This window comes from Anatilimnocola floriformis (assembly GCF_024256385.1).
Taxonomy (GTDB): domain Bacteria; phylum Planctomycetota; class Planctomycetia; order Pirellulales; family Pirellulaceae; genus Anatilimnocola; species Anatilimnocola floriformis.
Genome location: NZ_JAMLFW010000001.1, coordinates 3,955,756 through 3,980,015 on the forward strand (window position 1 = coordinate 3,955,756; position 24,260 = coordinate 3,980,015).

The following is a 24,260-nucleotide window of genomic DNA, read 5'->3' on the forward strand; positions in this document are numbered from 1 at the left end:
AGCTGACAGAGCAACAACAGGACTGCATCCGCAGTCAGTTAAGCAAACTACTTGATCGCGACCTTATCCTTGCCGAGCGAACGGAGGTAATCGATCGTGATGCCGATGCATTCGTTGAAGTAGAAGTCGCGGTCGACGACCTTGCTGGAGTCGTTCAGCCGTTCGTCGATCTTCTGCTCTTCGTTGTCGGCGTCGAGTTCGGCGCGACGAGCCAGGTACTTGGCTTCGTTGAGCGGAATCTCTTTCTTGGTCTTCTGTTCCTTGTACTTCTCGATGCTGCCGGCCAGCTTCTTGAAGTCGTCCGAAGTCTTGCGACGCGCATCAGATGCCTCCCGCAGGCGATTCACCAAGCCGGTGTTGACCTGATCCAGCTTGTCGAACTTGGCCGAGGGAATCTTGTCGAAAGCCAGCGCGTGATCGAGATCGGCTTCGCTCACGTCCATATGATCGGTGATCGACGGCAACACGATATCGGCGAGCACACCGCGACGCTGCGTGCTTTCGCCGTTCGGGCGATAGAACTGCTGCATCGTCAGTTTCAGCGCGCCTAGGTTCGGCGGGTTGCCGACCTTGAACATCGTTTCGCCCAGGTCGAGCAGGCTTTGCACCGTGCCCTTACCGTGCGAGGTCGAATCGCCAATGATCAAACCGCGACCGTAATCCTGAATGGCGCCGGCGAGAATTTCGCTGGCCGAAGCGCTGAACTTGCTTTCCAGCACCACGAGCGGGCCCTTCCAGTAGATGCCCGATTCCATATCGTCGTACTGCGTCACGCGGCCGTTCGGATCTTTCACTTGCACGACCGGGCCTTCGTCGATGAACAGGCCAGTCAGGCTGATCGCTTCGGTCAAGCTGCCGCCACCGTTACGGCGGAGGTCGAGCATCACCACATCGACGCCCTTGGCCTTGAAGCCGTCGAGCAGCTTCTTCACATCGCGGGTCGAGCTCTTGAAATCGGCCTGGCCTTCGCGGGCGGCTTCCATATCCATGTAGAAGCTGGGGAGATCAATCACGCCGATTTTGAACGGCGAGCCGTCTTGCTTCTTGCCTTCTTCGAAGATCACGCCGCGAGCTTCGCTGTCCTTGAGTTCGATCTTGGCGCGGACGATGCGAACAATCTTGGTTTCGCCACCAGCACCAGGCAACACGCCGAGGCGCACCACGGTGCCGGCCTTGCCGCGGATCTTCGAAACCACGTCGTTGAGCTTCATTTCGACAACGTCGACCATTTCGCCGTTTTCGCCTTGTCCGACGCTCACGATGCGGTCTTCGGCCTTCAGTTGACCGCTCTTTTCAGCAGCACCACCCGGAATCAACTTGTTTAGCACTGTGTAACCGTCGCGATCTTCCAGCTGAGCGCCGATACCGTCGAGGTTCAGCGTCATCATGATGCGGAAGTTTTCCAGCGAGCTGGGCGACATGAACGTGGTGTGCGGATCGTACGACGTCGTGACCGAGGTCAGGTACATTTCCAACAGTTCGTCGCTGTCGGTCTGATGCATCCGGCGGGCGAAATTGGCATACCGCCGCTTGAGTCGAACCTTGGGATCTTCGCCCTTCAACGTTTTGTCGTTTTTCAGGGTCAGCAAGTCAAACTTGATCCGCTTCCGCCAGCGATCCTTGGCTTCGGCAGGCGTCTTGGCATAAGCCAGTTTGGCCGGATCAGTGATGATCGATTCATCGACGGTGAAGTCGAGGTTTTCTTTGAGCAATTCATCGACCGTCACCAGCCGTTCGTCGATCCGCTTCAAAAACGTGTTGAACACCGTGTAAGCGAACGTGATGTCGCCAGCGCCGAGCTGATTGTCGAGCTCGTTGCGTTGCTTGGCAAATTCATCGATGTCCGACTGATAGAAGTAGAACTTCATCCCGTCGAGCTTCTTTTCGAACTGATCCAGCGCCCGATTCGAGATTTCGTCGTCGAGCTTGTGCTTCGACAGGTGCTGCCGGGCAATCAACTCGTTGACTAACATGGTAATACGACGGTCAGCTGCCCGCGGCGCATTGAGCGTCGCCGGCGCCGGCTGTTGACCCATGGCTGCGGGCAGCAGCATCATGCTCAGCACCGCGGTCGCCAGTAGGTTGGAAAGGTGCCGACGACACGTCGTGTGAGAAAGCAGTCGCATTCGAGAATCCTCGCCCCTAAAACCCGCTGCTTGCCGCCGCATCGCACGTGGATGGGTGAAAAAATGCGGGTCAGGTAATCCAGATAAATGGTAGGACCAGTCGCGCGAATTCTATCGCGCGCGGTGACCTCAGACAACACGAATCAACGTTACGATTTGCACGAAACCCAATTCCTGACACAACTTGAGATTGACTTACTCGCGTGAACTCCTCTTCTGATTTGCCCACTTCCGACAGCCCGCCGCCACAAACTGCAGCAGCGCAGCAACAAATGCCTGCCTACTCGCAGCAAATAACTCAGGCTGCGGAGATTCTGCGTGCTGGCGGACTGGTCGCGATTCCAACCGAGACCGTCTACGGCCTCGGCGCCGATGCCGAAAATGAATCCGCTGTTCGCAAGATTTTTGCTGCCAAAGGTCGGCCTGCCGACCATCCGGTAATTGTCCACCTCGCCGAAGCGCAGGATATGCATCAGTGGTCGTTTGATATACCCAAGTGCGCGCTGCGGCTGGCCGATTGCTATTGGCCGGGCCCGCTGACGATGATTCTCAAGCGGAGCCCCAAGGCCCTCGATGTCGTCACCGGCGGTCAGGAAACCGTCGGCCTGCGCGTTCCCAATCACCCCGTGGCCCTCGCGCTGCTGAAAGAGTTTGGCCGCGGCGTGGCAGCCCCCTCGGCCAACCGCTTCGGCCGGATCAGCCCGACGCTGGCAACCCACGTCCGCCAGGAACTGGGTGATAGCGTCGACCTGATTCTGGACGGCGGGGCATCGCAGGTCGGCCTGGAGTCGACGATCGTCGACCTCACCGGCGAACAGGCGGTGCTGTTGCGGCCGGGCGCAATTTCGGTCGAACAACTGCAAGCCGTCATTGGCGAATACCTGGGCGATCCAGCTGAAAACCAGACCCGAGCTTCAGGCCGTTTGCAAAGCCACTACGCGCCGCGGGCGCAGGTGATCGTCGTCGAACCGATCGAGCTCCGCAGCACCATCCGCCGCTGCGAAGATGCCGGCCAGCGATACGCCGTTCTCTGCGATGCCCCCATCGCCAAAGCGGCCAACGTCCACACGGCGCACTTCTACAAGCTCCCTGCCGATCCGGTTGTTCGCGCTCAGCGCCTTTATATTGCCCTCCGCGCCGCCGATGACGCGGGCTATCCGATCCTGATCATTGCCCACGAACGCGATCCCGCGAACAAAGACGCGGCCATCTGGGATCGCCTGCAAAAAGCAGCAGCGCCGCGAGATTAGCCCACAGTCGTCGAACGCTCCGCGGTCGATGAATGGAAGTTCCTCGCCAAAATCCGCCGAAAGAGCGTCAGCGACTTTCGGCATTTCGGCGCGCATCGCTTCCGTCTCCAACGATTTCAGCAATCGCCGAGCATCACCCGCGCCCGCCCCGACTTTGCAGATATTCCAGCAACGCCCGATCAAACTGCATGCTCGTATCGAGCGGCACGTAATCGATGCCTGTTTGAAAGCACTCTTGTTTGTACATCGCGCGGAAAGCCGAGATTTCGTCCTGATACTCTTTCCGATAGCCGGAAGCGTCGACTGTCACCTTTTCGTTCGTCTCGGGATCTTCGAACTCGATCATCCCTTCGAACGGAAACGCCACTTCGGCTTCGTCGAGGATGTGAAACAAGATCACGTCGTTGCCGCGATGCCGCAACCGTCGCAGCGATTGAAACACCGGCCCGGGATCGGTCAGCAAATCGCTAAAGATCATCACCAGACTTTTGTGCCGCAGCATCGCCGCGACCTGCGTCAAACTCTTGGCAATGTCCGTCGCGCCGGTCGGCTTCAGCTTCGCGAGCAACGCCAGCACAATGCCCAACTGCGTTCGCTTGCTCTTCGGCGCGACGGAGTCACGAATCTTTTCGTCGAACGTAATCAGCCCGCAGGGATCCTGCTGCATCAGCATCAGGTAACAGAGCGACGCCGCCAGGCAGATCGCGTAGTCGAACTTCGTCAAATCCTGCCGCAGCGTGTAGCCCATCGACTGGCTCAGGTCCATCACCAGATAGCCCGTGATGTTCGTCTCGGCTTCGAACTTTTTAACGTAGTACTTGTCTGTCTTGGCATAGACCAGCCAATCGATATCCTTCGGATCGTCGCCCGTCGAATACCGCCGATGCTCGCTGAACTCGACCGAAAACCCATGAAACGGGCTGGCATGCAACCCCTGCAAAAAGCCCTTCACGACAAACTGAGCGCGCAGATCAAGCCGCTTGATCTGATTGATGACTTCGGGTTTGAGATATTTTTCAACGGCCATGTCTGTCATCTTACTGGCAAGCGAACAATCAAATCAGGTGGAGGACTCGGCAATGCAAACGATTCTGGAAGGACGCTGCAAGATGAGTTACTTCACCGACCTACGGATGGTATTCCAGGCCATCAACAACAGCCAACGGCATTTCAACTGGCTCATCACAGACTTGCAGTGTCTCCGGCTGAGTCTCGATGAAGGCCTCTCCGATCCGCTGGTTGCCCCCGGCCCGCACTGGCTGACTGGCGACGAGTTGACCGAGCTGGTTGCTACGTCCGAGCTGCAGTTTATTTGGGCGGTCCTGTCGGGATTTTCGCCGAGCATCTCGCTTGATTTGGGGCGGTTGGAAATTGAGCCGTACGCGGATGGCAACCCAAACTTTTGGGTAGAAGAGCCGCGAATTCAGCATCCGCTCGCTGAACTTGAAATTGTGTGTTGGGACGCAACGAGCACGCTGCTGCTCAGCCGCGATCCGTCGATTAGCGAACAGTTTCGGCAGTATTTTCCGGAAGCGATCGATCTCGCGGATCGTAACAAGGCTCGCTCACTCTGACTTGCCAGAAGCATCATCGTGTGAACCGGAGAACCACATGGCCGACGCAGAGCCCGCAGGCGGAGATATGCAACAGGAACTTCCCGTACCAATCCAAGATCTGATATTTAAGGCCGATCGACCGTGTCGTTCCGAGATAGATAGAATAGCGGGATGAGCACTCAGTTTAACCCACAAGCATCAAACCCAATCGGACCAGGAATATTTTATGAATGTCGGAGCTGCGGTGATCGATTAGATTCCGGGGCAAGTCATGCTGTCGCTTGCAGATGCCGCAATCTTGTTCTTGATATCGATGCGGGAAGAATTTCGGTAAAAAATCCGAGTGTGGTTTTTGTTATTCAGCCGACAGTGTCCAAATAGTGGACGCTGAATTCTCGGGCGGTGATACTTAGCGAGAGACCGTGAACGCAGCGACATTGGTGATTCCACCGCAAATCGTCAGGGCGGAGTACCGACCTGACCTACTTGGCTGCAGCGATTCGCGCAGCCTCCCCTGTCGACCTCCTGAAAAACATGGCCCATCGAAAGCTAATTGTGATGCTGACCTGCGTCGCCTTTTTGGTGGCGTGTCTTTTAGCTGGCTGTGACTCGCCATTTCACACAGGTCTGCAGCAGAGCGGAACTGCGTTCTCAGCCGGTGACCATGTAGTGGTCACGACCTATGGATACTTTGGCAATGGGGACAAGTTGGCATTTGCCATCGTCCAAACTTGGCCCATCGACACCCCACCAGAAGTCAAGCTCGCCGACAAACGAGTTGATTTCGATTCAAAGACAACTCCACTCATTCGGCAGAATGACGGTATCTACCGCGAGCCCGATATTTCGGGAACGGTGTACATGTACTTCGGCGATGAGTTACGCACCATGAGTGTGGATATGGATGAACACACCGACACCGCCGGCATGATGCAATTGAAGGATATCGATGCCGTCTGGGCGCATTTCGAAAAATTCAAGAAGCAGCAGAAGTAGCCGCGGACCTTTGGTCGGACATCTCACTATGTGGCTTTTCTCTCAAACACCTAAGCTCAACCCGAAGATTACTTTCGAGGGTATTGAGTTCACATTCCATCGCGAAGACGAATGGTGGGAGTTCACCTACCGTGGTACTGCGTTCAGTTCGTTCGAGCCGGTGTTGATCATGCCTATGAAGACGCAGCTTGATTCCATCCTGTCCACGCTAGAAACGTTGATGCCAGAATTGAGGACCAAGCTGAGGAGCGGGTTGAGTGAGTGGAGTGATGCGACACTGGATAGTGGCGAGACCTACTCGATCGACGTGAAGGATTTTGCCAACGACGGAGCTTTTTCAGTTTCGTGGTCAAACTGCGCGTCGTGGGGAGATATTGGCGTGGAATACACCATCAAAGATCATGCCATTATTGATGAAAGCTGGAGTGACTGAGCCACTCCAGCTATTTCAACATGTCGCAAAAACAACAACATCTCCAGGTAATGGCAGTCCTGCGACGCTGGGATCCGATCGGCGTCATTGGTGACAGGAACGATGATGAATATGATTCGTACGCTATTCGTTTCGTCCAACGGTCTGAATCGTGGCGCGACAGTTGATGACCTGGTCAAGTACATGCGCGAGCTTGCCACTCTCTCGATGGGGCTGAGTCACTTTGACGAAGCTCACAGCCGTAACTGCGCTGCAGAACTGGTAAACTACTGGGTGGCTTCGAAGAGCAGATGAACGTCGTCTATTACGACAATCTCGAACCCTCGCTCACCGATGAGGCTACAGCCATCATCGAAGTTGAGCGAATCTACTGCCTTGATTGGGACAGCTTCAGTGAACCCTATTGGCAGGAACTCACACGCATCTACGACAATCTTCCCGGCACCGTGCGATTTCCCGAGCCCGAAATTCCCTGGTGGTTTGGCCAAGATGAGGATACGCCACCATTTCTCTGGGCATCGGTCGAGCCGCCTGGCTTACAGGTGTACGGAGTTCTGCCGTTGGTAGATTGGCTGGCCTGGGACAATCGATTTCAATCCCTGGCTGCTAAATTACCGATGCGGGTGCTGAAGTAGGAATGCGGTGCGTCGAGCTCTCAAGTCCGGTTGGTGAATATTGCAGCCGCAGCAGGAGTCAATCGTGGCTATGTCAAAGAGTAAGCAGGTTGTGGGGTTAGTTGCCTGGCTAATCGTCAGCTTCATCGCAGCTGCGATCGGTGCTACGGCGTCCGTCAACGCGGGGCCGTTTTACCTGCAGTTGCAACGACCTACTTGGGCGCCACCGGCGAATGTGTTCGGACCGGTTTGGACGATCCTTTACACACTGATGGCGATCGCGGCCTGGTTGATTTGGCGGGTCGATGGTCTTCGCGGGGCGCGCTTGGCGCTCACGTTGTTCTTCCTTCAATTAGCCGTGAACGCGATTTGGAGTTGGCTCTTTTTTGCTTGGCATTTGGGCGCGATTTCCTTCGCCGATATTTTGCTGCTTTGGACTCTGATTGTCGTCACGCTGATCATGTTCTGGCGTATCAAGCCGCTGGCCGGCGCGCTGCTCATTCCGTACCTGCTGTGGGTCAGCTTCGCTACGGTCCTCAACTACGCGATGTGGCAACTCAATCCGCAGGTTTTGGGGTAGTGAGCTGATGCAACCAACCGATTCCAAGGTGCAAATCTCAACGAGTGATCTTCAAGAAGCACGTGCACCTCTTGCGTCGCTAATCAGCAAGTCGGAGAAAGCCCAGCTGAAACTGAAATCAGGAAGCTGGCAACACAATATGCTGCGCGACAACCTGCGAGCCCTGCACATCGCCGCGGCACTTTTGCAGCAAGACCGAAATAGCACAGCTGACTTCACAGCGAGTGATCTGGAAGAGTCGCTTGCCACGTTGGCCAGGATAATCGAAAAGGTCGAGGTGACCGAGGGAAAGTTCACGCCCGGGACTTCCCAACATACATTGCAACGCAACAGGCTGATGGCGTTGCGTGTCGCGGAAAGTCTGCTGAAAGCCGAGTTTGAAAAACACTCGGCCTGACGGCGCTCACATTGAGCGCGCTGAAGAGCGATTCATGAGGTGGTTCACGAATGCCGGATGCAATACGAGGATTGTTGTTCTTCGGAGTAGCTGCTGTCGGCTGGGTGTTTGCGCATCACTCGAGCGAACTCGCTCGCAAGATGGCGAGGATTCTGCCAATCGTCGCTGGCGCTGGTGTCTGTTGGCTGCTGCTGACGGGCCTCGTTCGCAACTTGGTTCCTCATGTCGATCTTCATCGCTGGTCGGGGCATGCGATCGTCATTTTTCTCTGGCTGGCAGTCCCATTTGCGGCTGGCGTCGTTTTGGAAAGAAATTGGCGGCGTCCGTCTTCAATGGTGATTCTTCATTTCCTGGCACTACTGGCTGTGCTCGCCATCGGCCTGATTACAGCGATTAGTGGCTACCTTGGTCCATCCAATTCCGCCGCTGACGGCGTCGCTGCGATGGCTGAAGAAACTGCCAAACGTTTCGATACTCTGCACAAGTGCGTGCTCCCCGGCGTGTTCAGCGTGCTGCTGGTGCAATGGTGGCGAATCTTTCGGCCCTATGACTAACGAACGAAACGAACGTGTTGGGTTACATATCCGCCGCAATCGGCGTGAGGATGTACTCACCCGCGTTCTTGTGACATATTCGACGAACAGAGTTCACCTGTCGGCGTCGAAGGAATGCGATTACGGAAGTTGAGGAGCCCACATGCTTAAGTCGCAGCTTTTCCGGGGAGACACCAGGCTCCAAGCGGCAGCCGATTCCAATCCCGGTCACATCGTGCCAGGCGATCGGGGCGAGCATGTGAAAAAGATTCAGCTCGCGCTCAATCAGCTCGACAATGCCGGCCTCAATCCCGACGGCATCTATGGGCAAAAAACGGCGAATGCCGTGCTCGCCTACAAACAGAAACGCGGGATCATCAACCACACTTATCAGAATGAAGCCGACAACATCGTCGGCATTATGACGATGAAGGCGCTCGACGAGGAGTTGCCACCAGCGGGTGACGATGGAGGAGGTGAAGTCGCGTTTGTGGGAATGTCGGCCAGCGGAGTGTGCGAAGTCGAAGGAGCGAAAAAGGGGAGTGGCCCGCAGCAAACTCAACAACCCAGCGCGAAGACGCTGATCGCGATCCCCTTGCTAGAGCCCAAGGTGCGGATCGTGATTGCAGCCGCGACGTTCAAGCTCAACTCGGCTGATCAATTCGTCAAAAGCAACGAAAAGCTCGTCATCCCCACGGGCCCTTTCCAGGCCAATGCCCGCAGCGCCGTGAAGTTGCTCATCGACGTCTTTAGCCTCGACAAGCACAAGAATCCGCGGCCCGGATTCGAGAACATCCGCCGCGTCTTCTTTAACATGAATGTCGCTCTCAATCGTAGCTTCGAGACCGATCCGTTGATTGCCCCGCTACTGTTCGTGCCGAACACGCTGGTCTCGCAGGAAAAGGTGGCCTTTGCCTATACCTCGGCGGGCGGCGCCTTTCTCAAGTCGTCGAAGACGAAACTCAAAGGCCTCGGCGTTCCGGCCGATCGCATCTACATCTGCGATGCGTTGATGAAGGAGAATGAGCTGTTTCAAATTTCCACGATGGTGCACGAGCTGGCTCACTTCGTCAGCGGTCAACCGATCTTGATCTCTCACGATCATGGCGTGCCCAAGGGCGGACAGTTTCTCAAAGGAGCCAAGGACAAGTTGGACAAAATCACTCCCGAAGCCAAGCTGCGCAGCCCCGAACACTACGCCTTCTTTGCGATGATCGCGGGATTTAAACGGCTGGATACAGATTGAGTTTTGGGCTGCCTTCCAAGTCAACTTTCGGTAGGCGGAATGGCGAACCTACGCCGGACCTAAGCTGTCCGCGCTCGCGTGTCTTTGGTCAACCGGATGGTCGTTTCGCAAGCCGACCTTGATGGTCGCGGACGTGAATGAGCTGGAGAATCTGGGTCTGATTACGTTCGCCACCGACCACCTGAATTGGCGGCAATAAAGTGGAATATCTGGAGTGCGATATTGCCGCAATATTTGCTATTAAGTCTTTTCTCAGCACCAGGTTGCATCGCAATTTTATTTTCGTATCACCTGTTACATTCTGGGGGTATGAAAGGGGGGTGGGAGGGCGAGGCTGCCGCCGAGGTGGAATTGCGAAGGCCGCCAGCGACTGCTTTCGACCGGCGCGGCTCGGCAGGAGCCTCGCCCTCCCGGAATCAGCGCCAGGACCTAAGTTGTCCGTGCGCAATTGTCTAAGAAGAAGTACCGAGATCATTGACAGTGTGGTAGGTATTGCGCGAAAAGATGTCGCCAGTGTAGACGCCATGCTCCGCGTGGCGCACTACGCGATGACGACACTGGATTAGCGCTTTCGCAACTCGCGCAGCACATCAATCGTCCCCTGCATGTCGGCGGGAATCGGCGCGACGAATTCCATCAGCTCTTTGCTGATCGGGTGTCTGATCTGAATTCGATGAGCGTGCAACGCTTGCCGGCCGAGGACGATTTCCTGGTCGGTCAGGTCGCCGCTGAATTCGCCCCGTTTGATATCGGCGCGGCCGCCGTAAAGGCGGTCGCAGAGGACTGGGTGGCCGATGTGGGAGAGGTGGACGCGGATCTGGTGCGTGCGGCCGGTTTTCGGCAGCATCTTGACGATGGCGAATCCGCGGAAGCGCTCCTGCACTTCGTAGAAGGTTTGCGCTTCGCGGCTCGTTTCATGGCCGCTGCGGATGGCCATTTTTTCGCGCTGATAAGGATGAATGCCGATCGGCTTGTCGATCATGTCGCGATCGCGGTCGGGAGCGCCGACGGTGATGGCGATGTATTCCTTGGCCGTGGTGCGATCGGCGAACTGTTCGGCGAGGGCGAAGTGGCAGGTGTCGTTTTTCGCCACCACCATCACGCCGCTCGTGTCGCGGTCGAGCCGATGGACGATGCCGGGCCGGTGGGCGCCGCCGGCCGTGCTGAGCTGATCGAAATGAAAGGCCAGCGCGCTCGTCAGCGTGCCGGACCAATGGCCGCGCGAGGGATGCACGACCATGGCTGGCGGCTTGTTGATGGCCAGCAGTTGATCGTCCTCGAAGAGGATGTGCAGCGGAATGTTCTCGGGGTTCGGTCCCGCGGTGGGCATCTGCGGCAGAAAGATCGAGACGCGATTGCCCGTATGCAGCCGATGCGAAACCTTTGTCCCGGCATTGTTCACGCGCACACCGCCGGCGCCGATAATTCGCCGCAGTTGCATGCGGCTGTATTTCGGAAACACCTTGGCTAGATAAGCATCGAGCCGCGCCCCGCTGTCCACTTCGTCGACGACAAGTTCTTGCGGCGTTTCATTCAGCTCGTCTGCGGACATGGTTGGACAATTCAACTCGTAGGACGGACAAGTGATCCGTCCAAATGCGACACAAAATCCAACCATTCAAAGACTGACCAGTGGTCCGCCTTACGGTTTGGCTTCTTCCTTCGGCGTGGCCGGTGCATCGGCCGGCTTCGGGAACTCGATTCCACCTGGAGCAGTCGCTGGAGGTGGCGCAACGGAGTCCAGATTCAAGCCACCCGGAATGCTGAAGTCGGGCCGTTCCGGCAAATCGGTCGGCACGTTCAGCGGCGGCAAACCAGGGATGCCATGGCCACCGGTCGGGGCTGGCTTCTTCGGCTGTTGCGTGGCAAACCAGGCAATCAGCTCGACCTGATCCTTACGGGCCAAGCGTTTGGCTTCGCGATCGGCGGCCTTGCCGAGGGCAGTCAGGTTGCCAGAGGAATCCTTTTCACTCTTCACAACCATCTCGTAATACTCGCGAGCCCGTTCGGGCCGGCAGAGCGATTCCTGCGTGCGGGCCATGCCGAACTGAGCGCGGGTCACCAGGAACGGATCGCGAGCTTTCGCGAGGATTTCCTTGTAGGCTTCTTCGGCTTCCTTGAGTTTCGTTTCGCCGTCGGCGCGCTCGACGAACATCAGGTTAGCGCCCTTCGAGCGGGTCATGTCGGCATAGCTTTGCTTCGCCCACAGAGCGGCCAGCGAGTTGGGCTCGTTGGTGACGACATCTTTCAAAGCCGGTTCGCGTTCACGCTCGCTGAATGCCTGGTAGTACTTATCCCAAGCGGCAGCCGAGGCGGAGTCGCGATTGCTCAGATACCAGGCGATGCCGATGGCGGCTGCAAAGGCGACGATGATGCCGCCGGCGACTGGCCAAAAGTAATCTCCCGCGGATCCGGCATTGCTGCCAATCCAGTCGGCGAGCTCATTCTTCTGCAGTTCGTGTCGTTTTTCAGACTTCATCGCGAAATTCCGTCTATCGCCCGTGGGTCAATCCGAGTCGTAACCAAACCGCAAGTATAGAACTGGCCTGCAAATAGCGTCAATGCCGTTCACTGTCACGATTCGCCCCGGGCAGGCCGATTTAGGGCTTTTCAGGTAGCGCGACTCCCTCGACAGATTCGGTGTGCACCGCCGGGCCAAACATGGTGGCCGAGAGGGTCTGGGCTAAGCCGCGGAGTTCCTCCGGCATGGTGATCCGCCAGTCGGCGGCGGCGATTCGACGGAGCGAGACCACTTCCATGCGCGTGATCTTCAGCGTCATCATCGTTTTCTCGACGCGGACCACTGCGTGGGCCTGGTCGGCCGATTCGTTGACGATGCCGATGATTTTGTACTTCAAACCGGAGTAATTCATGCCGATGGGCGTGTTCGCTGTAGTGCCCCGCATGAAGCGGGCAAAGAACTCCTGCGGCTGCCAACCGGCGATGGTTTTCAGATCTTTGCCGCCATCGAACAAATCGAGCAAGCCGTTGCCGGGCGCGGTTGGATTCATCGGCGCTGCCTGCAGCACCGGCCGCAGCTTCATTTTGAAATCGGCGAGGTCCCGCGGATCGATCAGCTTGGCGTAGGCATCCCATTTCCCCTCGCGGCAGGCCTCGAACGATGCCGTGACGACCGCTTTCAGCTCGGCTTCGCTGGCCGCCTGCTCCGGGTCTGCCGCCACTGCCGCAGAAACGGCCAAGAGTAATCCCGCGATGCCCAACCATGCTTTGCAAATCATCGGCCGATCCTTTATGACAGGGAATATCGAGCGAAATCGCTCGCCAGTCTCAGACCGCAGCCCGCATCGGCCGATAACAGAACGGAGTGAGAAAACCGCGTCGACCTTGACCATTTGGCAGGGCGATAGTAGAGTCAAATCATGCAACCAACCGCCCTACTTCTAGACAACCTTCTCGCGCTTGCCACGGGCAAGTGTATCGGGGTGCGGTAGCGCAGCTAAACGAAGCGCAACGCGAATATCAGTGGCAACTTCACCCCGCAGCCTGAACCTGCGGGGTTTTTTGTTGTCTTGGTCTGTGACTTTGTCGGCGAGTTGGCAGTGGTGATCTAGTGAGCAATTCCTTAACAAACAGTGAAACGTGCGAGCCCAGCGGTTGCCGCGGGCGGCTCCTCCTTGTCGGGCCGGCGTGAGGCCGGCAGCAGTCCACGACTGCTCTGCAAGGAGTATGCTGAACGTATCAACATTGTTTGTGATTGTGAGCTTTGTCTCACCAGAGGAATGCTATGTCTCTCCGGACCATCAAAATCTTTGACACGACGCTGCGCGACGGCGAGCAATCGCCGGGCTGCAGCATGAACCTGCAAGAAAAACTGGAACTGGCCGCCGCCCTCGTCGAACTCGGCGTCGACATTATCGAAGCCGGTTTTCCCATTGCTTCGCCCGGCGACTTCGAGTCGGTGCGCGAAATCGCGAAGTCGATCAGCGGCGCCACGATCTGCGGCCTCGCTCGTTGCAACGATCAGGATATCGATCGCGCTTGGGAAGCCGTGAAGGGCGCCGCCGACAAGCGGATTCATATCTTCCTGGCCACCAGCGCCATTCATCGCGAGTTCAAACTCAAGATGACGCGGGAAGAGATCATTCAGCGCGCGATCAACGGTGTGACGCGTGGCAAAAAAGTGTGCGACGACATCGAGTTCTCACCTGAAGACGCGGCGCGTACCGAACGCGATTTTCTCTGCCAGGTGGTCGAAGCCGCCATCAATGCCGGCGCGACGACGGTCAATATTCCTGACACGGTTGGCTATGCCACACCGCAGGAATATGGCAGCGTCATCGCCATGCTGAAGAACCGCGTGCCGAACATCGACAAGGCAGTGATCAGCACGCACTGCCACAACGATCTTGGCCTGGCCGTGGCGAATAGCCTGGCTGCGGTCGAGAACGGCGCTGGCCAGATCGAATGCACCATCAACGGCATCGGCGAGCGGGCGGGCAATTGCTCGCTCGAGGAAGTCGTCATGGCGTTGAAGACGCGCGAGGACTACTACCAAGCCACGACGCGCATCATCACGCCGCGACTGGTGCCGACCAGTCGGCAGTTGTCGTCGATCACTGGCCTGCAAGTGCAACGCAATAAAGCCATCGTCGGTCGCAATGCGTTTGCTCACGAAGCGGGCATCCATCAAGACGGCATGCTGAAAGAACGGACCACCTATGAAATCATGCGGCCCGAAGATGTCGGCTTTCAAAAGACCGATCTCGTGCTGGGCAAACATAGCGGCCGGGCTGCCTTGTCGGATCGCGCGAAGTCGCTGGGTTATGTGTTGACGCCCGATCAGCTGCAGCCCGTGTTTGACGAGTTCAAGAAACTCGCCGACAAGAAAAAGGAAGTCTACGACGGCGACATTATTGCGCTGATCGAGCATCAGTTGCACGGCGCTACGTCACAAGAAGAATGGCACCTGGTGACCTTTGAAGTTGCCTGCGGCACCGGCCGCAAACCGCAAGTTTCGCTCACACTCAGCCGCGGCGGTAAGGAAACATCGGCCACAATGACCGATGGCGACGGCCCGATCGACGCGGCGTTTCTCGCCACGGAACGAATCACTGGCGTGAAAGTGAAATGCGTCGAGTATCAGGTTCGCAGCGCCACGCTCGGCCACGATGCGCTCGGCGAAGTCACACTGACCGTAGAGCACCAGGGCCAAAAGTTCCGTGGCCGCGGCGTCTCGACCGACACCGTCGAAGCGACGGTGCAGGCAATTCTCGCCGCCGTGAACCGCATCGTGCAGGGCCAAGGGAGCACGACGCGGCGCGTGGATTAAGCCGACGTCACTATTGACTGAACTTCAAGCCGCGGCGGATTTCGCCGTGGCTGCTTGTTCCTCGCATATCTCCCGTCCAAAATGGGCACGTCTTTGACTACTCATTCAACGGGAGATTTCTGCGTATGTCTCGCTTCTTTACTTTTGCCGCACTTCTCGGCGGTTTGTTGCTGGCGACTGTCGCCGTAGCCGGGCCGACCTATACCGATCCGGAAAAGACCGACAAAGATTTTGCCATTCAAGGTGAATATGCCGGCAAGATCAAGGACGACTCGGGCAACGAGGTGGAAGTCGGCGTGCAAGTGATCGCCCTCGGCGGCGGCAAGTTCAAAGCAGTCGGCTATCCCGGCGGCTTGCCTGGCGACGGCTGGAATAAGCAAGAGAAAGTCGAAGCCGAAGGCGAACTCAAGGACGGCGCGGTCACGTTTGAAAAGGACGGCGGCAAAGGCGTCATCAAGGATGGCGTGCTGAAGATCGTCGCAGCCGAGCAAGAGCTGGGCAAACTCAGCAAGGTGAATCGCAGCAGCCCAACCCTCGGCGCCAAGCCGCCAGAAGGGGCCGTGGTCCTGTTCGACGGCAAGAGCGCCGCTGCTTTTGAAGGTGGGAAGGTCAGTGACGACGGCTTGTTGCTCGAAGGTTCGACGAGCAAGCAAAAGTTCGGTAGCTACAAACTGCACATCGAATTCCGCACGCCTTATCAGCCCGAAGATCGCGGCCAAGGTCGCGGCAACAGCGGCGTGTATATGCAAGGCCGTTACGAAGTGCAGATGCTCGATTCATTCGGCCTCGAAGGCAAAATGAACGAATGCGGCGGCTTGTACACGGTGAAGGATTGCGATATCAACATGTGCTTCCCGCCGCTGGCCTGGCAGACCTACGACATCGATTACACCGCGGCCAAGTATGACGAATCGGGCAAAGCTATCTCGCCGCCGAAAATCACCGTCGAGCACAACGGCGTGGTGATTCACAAGGACGTGGCCCTGCCGACCGATCGCAACACCACGGCAGCCCCCGTGAAGCCCGGTCCAGAACCGGGCCCGGTTTATCTGCAGAACCACGGCAACCCAGTACGCTATAAGAACATCTGGGTGGTTGAGAAGAAGTAGTCCGTCGTGCCGGACAGCAAAATCACTCGCTGCGTATCAGGTAGCCCCAGGCGTAAGCCGACGGCGAGCAGCGAGTGAACTCTTGGTGCTTGTCGTGCGGCAGTACAACTAGAAGCGGCGAAGACGCGAATTCTGATCACCCTCGCCGCACTGCCACATTGAATCGCAGCGATTAAGTAAACAGCGCCTTCAAACAAATCTGCGACCACGTTTCGAACCGCGCCGGGTCGGCCAGCAGTTCTTTCACCGGCACGAAGCCCGTTTCGCAAATGTCGTCTTCGCGCGGCTGCACGTTTGGTTCGGCGACATCGAAGATGTGAACCAAGCCGAGGTGGACTTTGCCCACTTCGCTTTCGTCGTCGTTGATCAGGCCGACCAGATGGCCGTCGTACTGCGTGTCGATGTGTACTTCTTCGAGCAGTTCGCGGCGCATGCCTTCTTCGTACGGATTCTGGCAGTTCGAATCATCCGACGAGATGTGCCCGCCGATGCCGATGCTCCGCTTGGCGTGCAGCCGGCTTTCGCCTTGGCCTTTGCCGCGCGTGTAGCAGAAGACAGTGACCGTGCCGTCGGCTCGCTGATGGCGGAAGATGACGTACGGAATCAGCTGTTTGAAGCTGGGATCCTTTTCCATCTCAGGCCGCGGCCGGTAGCTGACGTTGGCCGGCTCGAGCAACTGCGGCAAGTACCGCGCGATGTCGGACGAAAAGCCCTGAAAATGCCCCAAGCGATGAAATTCAGCGGTCGGCACCACCAGGACATGTTCCACGGCCACCATCGACATCGGACTGCTCCTTGCAAATTGCTAGCGGAAGTCTCCGCGGCAAATCATCGTCGATGAAGGAGCACAGGAAAAGGGGCCTTGAGAGTCGTCTTTCGCGCCTGCGAAAGCTGAACTACTTCTTGCCCTTGGCTTTCTTGGCCGGAGCGGCTTTCTTTGGAGCCGCCTTCTTACCAGCCGGCGCGTCATCTTTCTTCGCGGTGGTCTTCTTGCCGGAGAAAGCAGCGTCCCAACCAGAGGCCAACTTGGGGTTCGATCCGAGGCGCGTAATGGTCACAATCACAATCCTTAGCGACGGGCGAACGATGTGTTCGAAATGAAATCCGCGGCGGCAGTTCGCCCAACTCCCTGCCAGCAGCGGTTGCTATCCATTAACTATCGGAAAGATCGCTGGTGGTCAAGCGCTACCGCTTTGTTTGAATCAAATCAGTCATTGGCCGCATCAATCGACAATGCGTCGACAACGCAGTACTTAGGGCGTGGCTCTTTTCGCCGGCGCGATCGTCCGTTAACTTGATCACTTGAGAATCGTTCTCAACTCTTTTGCCTCGCCAGCAATCCTGCCAGCTTTGGTTCCGAGAGCATGCTTCTTTCCGTTCAATTGCGCATCCCCGCGCACGAGGCTTGTATGAAGAAATCCGCGTTCCTGGCTCTCACGATTTTCAGCCTGCTGGCAGCACCGGCCTGGGCCCACTTTGTATGGATCGCAACGGCTCCCAACGCCGCCGGCAAACCTGCCGTGCACATCCTTTTTGGCGAAGACGCCATCGCCTGCGAAGCCAATCTGCTAGATAACGTGAAGCACACCAAAGTTTGGGCACACGAGCCGGGCAAGGCTCCGGTTGAAGTGACGCTCGAAAAAGAAATCAAAGGCGAAAACGGCACGTGGACTGCCGCCGCTGAGGGCCCGAAGAAGGCTTACACTGCGACCTGCGAATACGGCATTTCCTCGCGCGGCAAGGATCACTACTTGCTCGTCTATCACGCCAAGCACATTGATGCGACCGAGCCGGAATTGCTGAAGAATTACGCTCGCGTCGAATCGATGAAGCTCGACATCGTGCCGACCATCAACGGTGAAGAAGGCGAACTGCAGGTTCTCTTCAACGGTAAGCCGGCCGCCAAGGCCCAAGTGATGATCTGGACGCCGGACAAATACGAGAAGGAAACCGAACAGTTCACCGACGACAACGGCAAGGTGAAGTTCAAGGCCAATCAAAAGGGGCTTTGGCAGATCCGCGCTCGTCACCAGAACGACGTGGCCGGCAAGCGTGGCGAGAAGGAGTTTCCCTTCGAACGCCACTACACCACGCTGGTGCTGAAGAACGGCGAAGTGAAGGCCGAAACTGCTGCCACGAAGTAAGCGGCACGTGAGCGACTCGACTACGAACGGCTGCGAACCGTGGCCGTTGTGAAATCGATTACCTGGCGCGCGATGTCCACATCCAGAGTCCGCGCCAGCGCTTTCCAGCCGGGAACCGCATTGACCTCAATCACGTAGAGATTGCCATCGCGGCCTGGCAACAAATCAACTCCCGCAAACGGTGCATGAACCGCTGCTGCCGCGCGGTGCGCAAGTTCTCTTAGTTCAGTAGTAACCATCAGCGGTGCCGTCGTCGCGCCTCGGCTGACATTCGTCCGCCAGTCGTGCGGATTCTGCCGCCGCATGCCGTGGACTTGCTCGCCGAGAACGAGCAGCCGCCAATCCTCGCCCTCGTGCGGAATGAATTCCTGCAGATACAGAATCGCACCGAGTTGCGTGAGCATCTTGAAGGCCCGTACAGCGAGGTTTTCATCTTGCAGCCGAATCAAGCCGCGGCCCTCGCTGCCGAAGAGCGGCTTGAGCACCACATCGCCGCCGAGTTCCGCAAAGGCTGCCATCGCGGCTTCCCACGTCTGGCAGGCGATTGTTCGCGGCGTGAGCAGACCGGCGGCGGAAAGTTTGGCGCTGGTCAGAAATTTGTCGACGGCAGCTTCCACTGCGCGAGCTGGATTAATCGCCACGCCGCCGGCCGCTTCGTAACGGGCGAGGCAATCCATGCGAAAGACAACTTGCTCGAGACTCCCCGGCGGCATGGTGCGAACGAGGATGGCTTCGCAGGCTGAGAGATTGAGTTCACCGCTGGTGACCCGCAGTTCGCCGTCGCGCTCGATCGTCGCGGCGATTTCGCTGAATGCGGCGATCGTTAGTTCATGCCGACTCCCGGCCGCCCGCTGCAAGTCGCGGGCATACCAACTGTCGGGAGCGGCGAGAACGGCGAAGTGCATTTAGGTAGCTCGTAGCGTGTGCGAGGGAGTTTCTCAACCACGCAGCCATTGCTGTAGCACGCCCGGCTGCAGCGTACCGAAACGGTGAGTGCGGCCGCTATTCAAATTGACAAACGTTACCACCGCCGGACTGAACAGCAGCGGATCGATCTTGTAAAAATCACCGCTGTAACGATGAAAGATTTGCGCAAAAGGCTCGCCGAAATCGGCCGAGGAGTTACTCGGAACTTTGGGACCAATCGCGTGAAGTTCATCGTCGTCAGCATGCACCCACAGCGTTACTTCGCCGCCGTAGAGCACCGCGTCATTCGTCCAGCCGATAGCAGTCAGGTCATCCCTGGCAATTGGCGGCAACGGCGCCACGCCGTAGCCACTGACGACTTTCTTCAAGTCGAATTTCAACTCGTGCAACTTGTGCAGCGCCGTTTCGACCGAGCGCGCGACGACTTGCATCGTTCCAGCCAGGCTCGCCGTGCGAGCGCAGAGGAGCAGCACATGCTTCGGTTCAACGTGGCAATCGGCGGCGATCTTCTCCAGGATCTCGTGCGGCGGCAGTTTGCTCGTTTCCAAAACGCCGATCACGCGCGTGGGTTGCTCCGCACAGCCAATGTCGGCAAAGATCGCCTCGCGATGCGCCGCGGCCCGCATGGGTCCGGATCCCATCGCAAAAAACTTCTCTCCCTTCAGTTGCCAACCAGCGTACTGCGATGCCATGCAAGCCGAGATGGGGTGGTCAGTTTGAACTTGCACTGCGGGGCCATGCCAAAGACTTCGCTCCGCAGGAACCAACGAAACCGAAGCCAGTCCCGCCAGGCAGATTTCGGCGACAAGCCGACCGGCTTCCAGGCCTCCGGTCGATTGCACGCCGCAATCGAGCAATCCCGGTCTTGGTTGGCTGACGCGATATTGATCGGGATCGTTCAGCAAACGCTCGGCGATTTTCCAAGCGCGATCGTTCAGTGTGGGGAGGTTTGACATGCCCATAGAGTAACAAAAAAAGCCGGCCGGAAATCGTGAAGACTTCCGGCCGGCGATTGAAATCAAACTGAAGGACCAACTCGACTAGACGAACAGTTCCTTGATGACCTTGCCGCTGTTGGCAATCTTCATCGGACGACCGCTCTTGCTGGTGAAGGTGGTCTCGAGCGAGATGCCGAGAGCCTTGCACACCGAAGCCATCACGTCTTGCGAGGTGTAGGGCTCGGTATCGACGCTAGTGCCATCGGCGTTGGTCTTACCAACCGCGATACCACCCTTCATGCCGGCACCACCGACGACCACGCTCCACGAGCGAGCCCAGTGATCGCGACCCGTCGTGCCGTTGATGCGCGGCGTGCGGCTGAATTCACCCATCCACATGATGGCGGTGTTTTCGATCATGCCCCGCTGGGTCAAGTCTTCGACCAGAGCGCTCATGGCGCGGTCGAGAACGGCCAGCTTGGGATTCATGCCCGTGCCGAGGGTCGCGAAGATGTTCTGGTGATTGTCCCAGCCACCCAGGTCGACTTCGACGAACGGCACGCCGGCTTCCACCAAGCGGCGAGCCATCAAGCAGCCACGGCCGAAACCGTCGTTGCCGTAACGTTCTTGGACTTCCTTCGGTTCCTTATTGACCTTGAAGGCTTCCATCTGTTCGCTGGTCATCAGGTTCAGCGTCTTCTTCAAGATCTTTTCGTGATCCGAAGCAGCCGAACCGCGGCTTTGACCAATGAAGTTCTTTTCGATCATATCGAGGGCGGCCATCCGCTGCATCAAGCGGTTTTCTTCGATGCCCATGTCCAGGTTACGGACTTGGCCATTGCTGCCGACCACGAAGGGAGCCCACGCCATGCCCAGGAAGCCCGGACCGACGCTACCGCCACCGACTGAAACGAACGGCGGAATTTCGAGACCGCTCGAACGCGAGTCGATCAGCTCGTGCGAGAGAACGGCTCCGTAGCTGGGGTGCTCGATATTCGGGTTCGGAACGTAACCGGTGTGCATGTAGTAGCGACCACGCATGTGATCGGCTTCGCGAGTGCTCATCGAGCGGATGATCGCGAGCTTGTCCATGACCTTGGCGGTCTGGGGCATGTGTTCGCAAATTTGCACATCGCCAGCGGTGCTGATCGGCTTGAATGGACCGCCGGTCGAGGCACCTGGCTTGAGATCCCAAATATCCATCGTGCTGGGACCACCGCTCATCCACAACAAGATAGCGGCTTTGCCGTTTTTCTTCAGATCAGCCGCGTGAGTGCGGATGCTTTGGCCCATGGTGAGGGCAGGAATTGTCATCGCTGAAGCGCCAGCGACGTGCGACATAAAGTGTCGGCGGCTCATGCCCGAAGGAACAGAAGTCTGCATGCCAAATCTCCACAAAAAACGGTCAGGAATTATTTCGTAATGAGCTAACTTATGGTATCGCAGGTCAGATAAACTAATCAGCCTGCGGGTTGTTTGCGAACGTTGCTGAAACTCTTAGTGCTGCAGGATGAACTCGTTGGCGTTCAGAGCGGCCCAGAAGATGTCTTGCAGGGCTGCTGCCGAGTTGCCACCGCGGAGCTGCATCAGCTGGTTGGCCGCAGTAACTTCGTTGCCGTTGGGCGAACGACCCAGAGCGGCGTGGAACAGGTAGTCGATCTTATCGGCAGGCCGCATGTTGCTGGTTGCTACCTTTTGCAGGAAGCTTCCCTGTTCGGTGCTGACGGCTTTCTTCACCAGATCGCCATTCATCATCATCAGGGCTTGCGGGATCGTGCCGTTGAAGGTGGTTTGCTCGTCACCTTCGTCATTGCCGAAGGTCGTGTTGAACTGCTGCAGCCAGCTGCTCTTCAGCTTTTCCTGCTCCGCATAGTCACCCTTCGTCTTCTCAGCTTCCGTGGCGGTGATCAGCGATTCGTACAGTTCTTCTGCCCGCATGTTGCGGAGATAGAAGTGCGTGAACTTCGGCGTTTCACCCAGCAGCGGATCGTCGGCTTTGTTGCCGGGAGTGATGCGGCTCGACAGCGAGTAAGCTTCGCTGAGGGTGATCCACTTCATCAGTTCCTTTAGATCGAAATTCGCCTTGCGAACTTCCTTGCCCAAGTAGTCGAGCAATTCTGGATGCGTAGCCGTGTTGTGCGGCCCCATATCATCGATCGGCTTGGTGAAGCCATAACCGAGGAAGTGATGCCACATCCGGTTAGCGATCGTCTTTTCCATGTATTCCGAACCGACAATCATCTTTGCCAGTTCGCCGCGGCGATTGGCGTAGTTGGCATTGCCGCTGCGAGAACCTTCTTTGCCGTCGACAAACACCGGGAAGGCGCTCGAGAGCAAACCGTTGCGGAGTTCGTAGAAGATGATGGCTTCGTCTTGGGCACCGCCCTTGCCTTCACCTTTGAAATCGACATTCACGAGGTCAACAGACTGCACCATCCGCATACCAGGCATCTGCTTGCGATTGGCCTTGGTTTGGCGGAAGAAGGCGTTGAATTCCCAGAACTTCTGTTGCTTCCAGTCATTGAACGGGTGGTTGTGGCACTGAGTGCATTGCACCTGCAAACCGAGGAAGATCTTGGCCGTCATGGCCGTCGCTTGGGCGGCGTTTTCGTCGAGCTTCATCACATAGAAATTCGTGGCGCCGTTGAAGTTCATTTCGCCAGGCGTGGTCGAGCCGGTCGCTGAGACGATCTCGGTGACCATGCGATCGTAGGGCTTGTTGCTGGCAAAGGTATCGCGGAGATACTTTTGCATCCCTTCGCGATTGATGAGCGTGTTTTGCTCGGTGCCGCCGGTGCGACCGATCAGGATGTTGGTCCAGATGGTCGTCCAGTTGCGAGCATATTCTTCCAGGTAGGCTTCGTCGTGCAGCAGCTTGTTGACGAGCTTGGCTTTGCGATCGGAATCCTTGATGGCGGCGAACGAACGCAACTCGGCAACCGAGGGAACGCGACCGAGCAGGTCGAGATAAACGCGTCGGCACCACTCGCTATCGGTAGCGGGTGGCGAAGGAATCATGTTGTTGTCGGTCCAGACTTGGCGGATGCCTTTGTTGATCTCGGCAACCTGAGGAATGCCGTAATCACTGGCTCCCTTTGCCGCAACCTTCGGCGTTTGGCCGAAAGCTTGCGTGGCACATGCCAACGTGAGGGCGACTGTCATCCATCCGCCAACTGTTCGCACCATAAAATCCCTTGCCTTCATGTCCGTGTCCCGTTGAGCAATCCGAAGAGATCTGCGCTGAGTGGAAAGAAGAGTCATATTACCCCCCGGCGTCGATTGCACTGAGCAAAGTTGGCTTGGTCGAAAACCACCGCTGGTTATCTTCCAAACCCTTGCTCTGAAACAACAAACGCAGGGACTAGCGGCGTGTACTCACTGCCGCTGTCATTTTCCCCTCATTTATCCAATTCCGCTGATTGTACCGGTCTGCCAGCAAGTTGCAACGAAATTCGCAGGTGAAAAGAGCTCGCTCAGCGAGACCTTGAAATGCCTCTGCCGATTTGACGTAAGTCTTCGAACGACTGACCCCGAATGCGACCAAACAAAAGCGAAAAGCGTCACCAAACCCGCAAACGAAGCACAGTGAGGCCGATTTGAGTTCCACGCACTTACGTCGCGACTGCGGCTTCTGAAAACACTCCTTTGCGTCCTCACTTGCTGACGCGGATGTCATGTTCTCATGCGAAGCATGTTTGTCGCATGGAAGAGGTCGCCGTGCGGCATTCCGCAATCCTGCGATTCGATCGACTAGCAAGAACGAGCGGCAGATGCAAGTGTTTAATTTTGCGGCACTATGTTGCAAAATTGCTCTATCAAAATGCAGCAGGCGGGTTGACTCGAATGAACGAATCAACCCGCCTGTTGTGCATTGCTGAAGAGGCTCTCAGGTTCCTCAGCTGCCTCAATCTCGCTTCCTGATGCCTCGTTCTCTGTCCTTTTTGCCTCTATTCCTCGCATTTCTGCGAGAAACAGCCTCTTATTGCCGGCCCCTGACATCTGCGTATGAACGCCTGACGCCACTTCTCTGTTCCGGCCCACATCAGGAATCGCTTTGCTGGAGAGTTCCGGTCCCCAGCTCGGCCGATCCCCTTAATGCAAGGTGCGTGCCAGAATCTGAC

General features: G+C 57.2%; 24 protein-coding genes. 13 read left to right on the plus strand and 11 right to left on the minus strand.

The window, feature by feature from the left end; all coding sequences use genetic code 11:
- Nucleotides 1-47 precede the first annotated feature (47 nt).
- Nucleotides 48-2,126, minus strand: a complete 2,079-nt coding sequence (locus tag M9Q49_RS15180; RefSeq protein ID WP_254509626.1) for a carboxy terminal-processing peptidase — start codon at nt 2,124-2,126, stop codon at nt 48-50.
- A gap of 203 nt (nt 2,127-2,329) precedes the next feature.
- On the opposite strand from M9Q49_RS15180, the gene M9Q49_RS15185 reads away from it, so the two are divergent.
- The gene (locus tag M9Q49_RS15185; RefSeq protein ID WP_254509628.1) at nt 2,330-3,376 is read left to right on the plus strand and encodes an L-threonylcarbamoyladenylate synthase; all 1,047 of its coding nucleotides are present in this window, start codon (nt 2,330-2,332) and stop codon (nt 3,374-3,376) included.
- 133 nt (nt 3,377-3,509) lie between these two features.
- Here the strand turns inward: M9Q49_RS15185 and M9Q49_RS15190 are convergent, their stop codons facing one another.
- Nucleotides 3,510-4,403 (minus strand): DUF58 domain-containing protein, encoded by an 894-nt coding sequence (locus M9Q49_RS15190; protein ID WP_254509630.1) that lies wholly within the window; start codon nt 4,401-4,403, stop codon nt 3,510-3,512.
- A gap of 52 nt (nt 4,404-4,455) precedes the next feature.
- Here M9Q49_RS15190 and M9Q49_RS15195 point away from each other — a divergent pair, with 52 nt between their 5' ends.
- The 9 genes from M9Q49_RS15195 to M9Q49_RS15235 all read left to right on the plus strand — a co-directional run bounded on the left by M9Q49_RS15195 (nt 4,456) and on the right by M9Q49_RS15235 (nt 9,731).
- Complete coding sequence (locus M9Q49_RS15195; protein WP_254509631.1) at nt 4,456-4,950, plus strand: hypothetical protein; 495 nt, start codon at nt 4,456-4,458, stop codon at nt 4,948-4,950.
- A 468-nt stretch (nt 4,951-5,418) separates the two neighbouring features.
- Complete coding sequence (locus tag M9Q49_RS15200; protein ID WP_254509632.1) at nt 5,419-5,928, plus strand: hypothetical protein; 510 nt, start codon at nt 5,419-5,421, stop codon at nt 5,926-5,928.
- A gap of 28 nt (nt 5,929-5,956) precedes the next feature.
- Nucleotides 5,957-6,361, plus strand: a complete 405-nt coding sequence (locus M9Q49_RS15205; RefSeq protein ID WP_254509634.1) for a hypothetical protein — start codon at nt 5,957-5,959, stop codon at nt 6,359-6,361.
- A 111-nt stretch (nt 6,362-6,472) separates the two neighbouring features.
- Nucleotides 6,473-6,655: a hypothetical protein gene (locus tag M9Q49_RS15210; RefSeq protein WP_254509636.1), complete on the plus strand. Its 183-nt coding sequence runs from the start codon at nt 6,473-6,475 to the stop codon at nt 6,653-6,655.
- Nucleotides 6,652-6,996 (plus strand): hypothetical protein, encoded by a 345-nt coding sequence (locus tag M9Q49_RS15215; RefSeq protein ID WP_254509638.1) that lies wholly within the window; start codon nt 6,652-6,654, stop codon nt 6,994-6,996. Before M9Q49_RS15210 ends, M9Q49_RS15215 begins: the two co-directional genes overlap by 4 nt.
- A 70-nt stretch (nt 6,997-7,066) precedes the next feature.
- Nucleotides 7,067-7,555, plus strand: a complete 489-nt coding sequence (locus M9Q49_RS15220; protein ID WP_254509639.1) for a TspO/MBR family protein — start codon at nt 7,067-7,069, stop codon at nt 7,553-7,555.
- Between the two features lie 7 nt (nt 7,556-7,562).
- On the plus strand, nt 7,563-7,952 hold the full coding sequence (locus M9Q49_RS15225; RefSeq protein ID WP_254509640.1) for a hypothetical protein: 390 nt from the start codon (nt 7,563-7,565) through the stop codon (nt 7,950-7,952).
- 50 nt (nt 7,953-8,002) lie between these two features.
- Nucleotides 8,003-8,506 carry a hypothetical protein gene (locus tag M9Q49_RS15230; RefSeq protein ID WP_254509642.1) on the plus strand — a complete coding sequence of 168 codons (504 nt, stop codon included), beginning with the start codon at nt 8,003-8,005 and terminating at the stop codon, nt 8,504-8,506.
- A gap of 142 nt (nt 8,507-8,648) precedes the next feature.
- Nucleotides 8,649-9,731 (plus strand): peptidoglycan-binding domain-containing protein, encoded by a 1,083-nt coding sequence (locus tag M9Q49_RS15235; protein WP_254509643.1) that lies wholly within the window; start codon nt 8,649-8,651, stop codon nt 9,729-9,731.
- A 562-nt stretch (nt 9,732-10,293) separates the two neighbouring features.
- Here the strand turns inward: M9Q49_RS15235 and M9Q49_RS15240 are convergent.
- The 3 genes from M9Q49_RS15240 to M9Q49_RS15250 all read right to left on the minus strand — a co-directional run bounded on the left by M9Q49_RS15240 (nt 10,294) and on the right by M9Q49_RS15250 (nt 12,970).
- Entirely contained in the window at nt 10,294-11,283 is a 990-nt protein-coding gene (locus M9Q49_RS15240) for an RluA family pseudouridine synthase (protein ID WP_254509644.1), read from the minus strand.
- A 90-nt stretch (nt 11,284-11,373) separates the two neighbouring features.
- The gene (locus M9Q49_RS15245; RefSeq protein WP_254509645.1) at nt 11,374-12,210 is read right to left on the minus strand and encodes a hypothetical protein; all 837 of its coding nucleotides are present in this window, start codon (nt 12,208-12,210) and stop codon (nt 11,374-11,376) included.
- Between the two features lie 121 nt (nt 12,211-12,331).
- Entirely contained in the window at nt 12,332-12,970 is a 639-nt protein-coding gene (locus tag M9Q49_RS15250; RefSeq protein WP_254509647.1) for a hypothetical protein, read from the minus strand.
- A gap of 506 nt (nt 12,971-13,476) precedes the next feature.
- On the opposite strand from M9Q49_RS15250, the gene M9Q49_RS15255 reads away from it, so the two are divergent.
- Both M9Q49_RS15255 and M9Q49_RS15260 read left to right on the plus strand, forming a co-directional pair.
- Entirely contained in the window at nt 13,477-15,021 is a 1,545-nt protein-coding gene (locus M9Q49_RS15255) for a 2-isopropylmalate synthase (RefSeq protein WP_254509649.1), read from the plus strand.
- Nucleotides 15,022-15,146: 125 nt separating this feature from the next.
- Nucleotides 15,147-16,130 (plus strand): 3-keto-disaccharide hydrolase, encoded by a 984-nt coding sequence (locus tag M9Q49_RS15260; RefSeq protein WP_254509652.1) that lies wholly within the window; start codon nt 15,147-15,149, stop codon nt 16,128-16,130.
- A gap of 172 nt (nt 16,131-16,302) precedes the next feature.
- On the opposite strand, the gene M9Q49_RS15265 is transcribed toward M9Q49_RS15260, so the two are convergent.
- Nucleotides 16,303-16,914 carry an NUDIX domain-containing protein gene (locus M9Q49_RS15265; protein WP_254509654.1) on the minus strand — a complete coding sequence of 204 codons (612 nt, stop codon included), beginning with the start codon at nt 16,912-16,914 and terminating at the stop codon, nt 16,303-16,305.
- Nucleotides 16,915-17,026: 112 nt separating this feature from the next.
- On the minus strand, nt 17,027-17,188 hold the full coding sequence (locus M9Q49_RS15270; RefSeq protein WP_254509655.1) for a hypothetical protein: 162 nt from the start codon (nt 17,186-17,188) through the stop codon (nt 17,027-17,029).
- Between the two features lie 351 nt (nt 17,189-17,539).
- Here M9Q49_RS15270 and M9Q49_RS15275 point away from each other — a divergent pair, with 351 nt between their 5' ends.
- Complete coding sequence (locus M9Q49_RS15275) at nt 17,540-18,274, plus strand: DUF4198 domain-containing protein (RefSeq protein WP_254509656.1); 735 nt, start codon at nt 17,540-17,542, stop codon at nt 18,272-18,274.
- A gap of 20 nt (nt 18,275-18,294) precedes the next feature.
- Here M9Q49_RS15275 and M9Q49_RS15280 read toward each other — a convergent pair whose 3' ends face one another.
- The 4 genes from M9Q49_RS15280 to M9Q49_RS15295 all read right to left on the minus strand — a co-directional run bounded on the left by M9Q49_RS15280 (nt 18,295) and on the right by M9Q49_RS15295 (nt 23,301).
- On the minus strand, nt 18,295-19,179 hold the full coding sequence (locus M9Q49_RS15280) for an ATP-grasp domain-containing protein (RefSeq protein WP_254509657.1): 885 nt from the start codon (nt 19,177-19,179) through the stop codon (nt 18,295-18,297).
- A 33-nt stretch (nt 19,180-19,212) separates the two neighbouring features.
- A complete protein-coding gene (gene mch, locus M9Q49_RS15285) occupies nt 19,213-20,157 on the minus strand; it encodes a methenyltetrahydromethanopterin cyclohydrolase (protein ID WP_254509658.1) in 945 nt (314 codons plus the stop codon).
- 84 nt (nt 20,158-20,241) lie between these two features.
- On the minus strand, nt 20,242-21,522 hold the full coding sequence (locus M9Q49_RS15290; RefSeq protein ID WP_254509660.1) for a DUF1501 domain-containing protein: 1,281 nt from the start codon (nt 21,520-21,522) through the stop codon (nt 20,242-20,244).
- Nucleotides 21,523-21,636: 114 nt separating this feature from the next.
- Nucleotides 21,637-23,301, minus strand: coding sequence for a DUF1549 domain-containing protein (locus M9Q49_RS15295; RefSeq protein WP_254509661.1), 1,665 nt, complete (start codon nt 23,299-23,301; stop codon nt 21,637-21,639).
- Nucleotides 23,302-24,260 lie beyond the last annotated feature (959 nt).